This window comes from Ruminococcus sp. (genome assembly GCF_017650195.1).
Taxonomy (GTDB): Bacteria; Bacillota; Clostridia; order Oscillospirales; family Ruminococcaceae; genus Ruminococcus.
The window spans coordinates 1-4,251 of sequence record NZ_JAGCFH010000149.1 but is presented as its reverse complement, the minus strand read 5'-3'; the positions used below and the strand labels follow the sequence as shown (position 1 = coordinate 4,251).

Below are 4,251 nucleotides of genomic sequence, written 5' to 3'. Positions count from 1 at the left end.
TCTCATTTGCAAATGTTGATAAATTCTCAACCGCTTCACTTACAACGAGACTTACTACTGATGTTACTAACGTTCAGAATGCATATATGATGTTTATTAGAATGGCATTCCGCGCACCAATTATGCTTATTTTTGCGTTGGTAATGGCAGTAAGGATGAACTTAAAACTATCGATAGTATTTTTCTGTGCAATTCCCATTATCATATTAGGAGCAATAATTATCCTTTCAAATGCTCACCCACGGTTCAAGGCTATGCTTACAAAATATGATGACATGAATGCAAGTGTTCAGGAGAATCTTATAGGCATCCGAACTGTCAAGGCTTTTGTGCGTGAAGATTTTGAAAAGAAGAAATTTACTGATAATACGGAATCTGTTCGAGCGGCACAGGTACATGCTGAAAAACTGATAATCTTATCTATGCCACTTATGCAGATGGTAATGTATTCAAGTATTGTTGCAATATTATGGTTCGGTAGTCACATGATAGTTGGCGAGACAATGGAAATAGGTGATCTTACAAGCTTTATTACATATGTAAGTCAGATACTTATGTCACTGTTAATGCTATCGTTCCTGTTTATGATGTTTGTTATCTCACGTGCTTCAATACAGCGTATATATGAAGTTCTTATTGAGAAACCTGAAATTGTTTCTCCATCTGAAGCTGTAGAAGAGGTCGCTGATGGTTCAGTTGTTTTCCGCAATGTCAGCTTCAGTTACTTCAAGGATATGAATAACCTGGCACTTGATCATATCAATCTTGAAATTCATTCCGGTGAAACCATTGGTATTATTGGTGGTACCGGTTCTTCTAAGACATCGCTTGTACAGTTAATACCTCGCCTTTATGATGCAACTGAAGGTGATGTACTAGTCGGCGGAGTTAACGTCCGTGATTACAATGTAACTACACTTCGTGATAATGTTGCAATGGTATTACAGAAAAATGTTCTTTTCTCTGGAACGATCAAGGATAATCTCAGATGGGGGGATCCGAATGCGACAGATGAGGAAATTGAAGATGCATGCCGATCGGCGTGTGCGCATGATTTCATTATGGGTTTCCCATATGGATATGATACGGATTTGGGACAAGGCGGCGTAAATGTTTCAGGAGGACAAAAGCAGAGACTATGTATTGCCCGTGCACTATTGAAAAAACCAAAGATTATAATTCTTGATGATTCAACTAGTGCGGTAGATACCGCTACTGATAGCAGAATAAGAAAAGCATTCCGTGAAAAGCTTTCTGATACAACAACATTTATTATAGCGCAGAGAATATCATCTGTTAAGGATGCTGACCGAATAATTGTTATGGATGATGGCAAGATTACCGATATCGGAACTCATGAGCAATTGCTTGTCAGCAGCCCAGTTTACCGCGAGGTATATGACTCGCAGCAGAAAGGAGCTGATGAATAATGCCGCCCAAAAAGAACATGAAACCTGCTCAGAAGCCTTCAAATACAGGGAAGACCATCAAGCGTATATTCAGTTATATGTATGGCTTCAAGCTGCATTTTATCACTGTTGTACTTGGCGTTGCGATCAGCTCTGCGGCAGCAGTTGCTGGAAATGCTCTGCTCAGTCCAATAGTTGATAACCTAAAGGAAGCTCTGCGTGGTGGAGAATGGGATAAGCACAAGTTTATTATTACGCTTGGAGTAATGATAGCGATTTATGCATCAGGCGCCTTAGCAACTTTTATGTATCAGCGCATTATGCTGAAAATATCAACAACTACACTCAAGCGAATAAGAGATGATCTGTTTACCAAGATGGAAGCATTGCCGATAAGCTATTTTGACAAGCATACACATGGTGAACTTATGTCACTGTACACTAATGATACAGACACACTTCGAGAGATGCTAAGTAATAGTCTTGCACAGTGCATCAGTTCGGCAATTACTATCATAGGTGTTTTTGCAATGATGATTATTTACAGTTGGATATTGACAATCATTGTTGTTGTTATGCTTGTACTGATAATCTTGGTTATAGGTGTTGTTGGAAAGCACAGTAGTAAAGGATTCGTTGCACAGCAAAAAGCGCTAGGAACTGCAAATGGATATATCGAGGAATTCATTGACGGACAGAAGGTCGTTAAGGTATTCTGTCATGAAAGTGCGGCTAATGAAGAGTTTGATAAACTTAATGAAGAACTGTGCATAGCTTCAACAAAAGCGCATACATTTGCAAATATTCTTATGCCGATAATGAATAACCTGTCATATCTGCACTATGCTGCAACAGCGATAGTAGGCGGTATAATGACTGTTAATGGTTTCAGCGGAATGACAATAGGAAAGCTCGTATCATACCTTCAGTTTACACGTCAGTTTGCGCAGCCTATAACTCAGGTATCACAACAGATCAATGCTGTTTTAACAGCTCTTGCAGGTGCGGAAAGAATATTCAATGTTATAGATGAGCAGCCTGAAGCTGACGAGGGATATGTTACACTTGTGAGTGCTGAAATAGATGGTAATGGTAATATCACAGAGACAGACAAACGGACAGGTCGTTGGGCATGGAGACATCCGCATAAAGCTGACGGTACGGTTACTTATGCAGAAGTACGTGGTAATGTTGAACTGGATGATGTGTATTTCGGGTATGAGCCCAACAAGACCGTTCTCAACGGAATAAGTCTGTATGCAAAAGCTGGGCAGAAGATAGCATTTGTTGGATCAACAGGTGCAGGAAAGACCACCATCACAAATCTTATCAATCGTTTTTATGATGTTCCGGATGGTAAGATAAGATATGACGGTATTAACATCAACAAGATAAAGAAAAGCGATTTGCGTCGTTCACAGTCAATAGTTCTTCAGGACACACACCTTTTTACAGGTACAGTAATGGAAAACATCCGATATGGTAAACTTGATGCCACAGATGAAGAAGTATATGCAGCAGCAAAGCTTGCTAATGCTGATTACTTTATCAGTCACCTTGAGAATGGCTATCAGACTATGCTTACTTCCGATGGTTCAAATCTTTCACAGGGGCAAAGGCAGCTTCTTGCGATAGCAAGAGCGGCAGTTGCAGATCCTCCGGTTCTCATTCTAGATGAGGCTACTAGTTCAATAGATACTCGTACAGAAGCGCATATTGAAAAAGGCATGGATTCGCTCATGGAAGGAAGAACCGTTTTTGTTATTGCGCATCGTCTTTCAACAGTTAGAAACGCAAAGGCAATAATGGTCCTTGAAAACGGAAAGATTATTGAGCGTGGTGATCACAATGCGCTCATTGCAATGCAGGGAAAGTATTATCAGCTTTATACAGGTATGTTTGAATTAAGCTGATATGCAATTCATACAATGACGAACTAATAAATTTGTGTATATAGTGCATTGCATTTAATATTGTAATTGTGTATCATAATAATGATTACAGATGGTGTCACCCTCTAATAAGGCACTAACTGTAAAAATAATCCGAAAAAGAAAGAGGTTAAACATTATGAAGAAGTATATTGCATATATGCTCCTTTCTGCTATGGTTTGCGGAGTTTTTGCTTCGTGTGGAAACAAGGAGGATAGTTCAAAGCAGGAAGTAACAACTACTGCTACGACCGAAACTACAACTGAAGCACCAACAGCAGAAGCAATTACACAGCCTTCGACTGTCAGTGTTGAGGATATCGACTTTGAGGATACAGCTGTTGCTCAGTCAGGAGATGCCTATCTTGCAATTGTTGATGGTCAATGGTGGATACAGTATTGGGGTGGAGATGATCCGACCCGTGACTATCTGACTTATAATGCGGGAGTACCTACAATTACTGGTAATGGAGATTATACAGTCAGCGTTACAGCTGATACAAATGGATTCCGTTATGATACAACAGGATCTCCAGATGATCAGTACGTACCAAGCGGACTTCAGTTTATGGCAGTTATGATCAAGGATGGAGAAACTAAATTTCCAGGTGCTGTTATCACTGTTAATTCAGTAAAGGTTGATGGAAAAGAGCTAACACTTGATGGAAAGCCTTATACCTCTTCTGATGACGGACAGGAAACAAGAGCAAATCTTTATAATCAGTGGGTATCCAAGGATAATATTCCTAAGGATGCACGTTCAGCTGACGGAAAGCTTTACGAAGGCGATGGAGATGCAGCAACCGCAGCAAGCTTCATTGGTGATTATTCACCTCAGGCAGTTAATCCAGACGACTTTGCTGATGGTTGGACGAATGTTGAAGTAAACTTTACGATTTCTGGAATTGAAT

General features: G+C 40.0%; 2 protein-coding genes and 1 pseudogene. All 3 read left to right on the top strand.

Annotated elements, in window-relative coordinates:
- Window positions 1–1,430 (top strand): ABC transporter ATP-binding protein (locus tag J6U00_RS06760; RefSeq protein WP_296580414.1); only part of this gene is annotated, 1,430 nt, incomplete at its 5' end.
- Window positions 1,430–3,322, top strand: a complete 1,893-nt coding sequence (locus J6U00_RS06755; protein WP_296580411.1) for an ABC transporter ATP-binding protein — start codon at window positions 1,430–1,432, stop codon at window positions 3,320–3,322. The genes J6U00_RS06760 and J6U00_RS06755, both read left to right, overlap by 1 nt.
- A 157-nt stretch (window positions 3,323–3,479) precedes the next feature.
- Window positions 3,480–4,251, top strand: a pseudogene (locus tag J6U00_RS06750) (hypothetical protein); the annotation flags it as partial.

Coding starts and splice junctions, on each gene's coding strand:
- J6U00_RS06755 (WP_296580411.1), top strand. CDS start 1,430: ATGCCGCCCAAAAAGAACATGAAACCTGCTCAGAAGCCTTCAAATACA.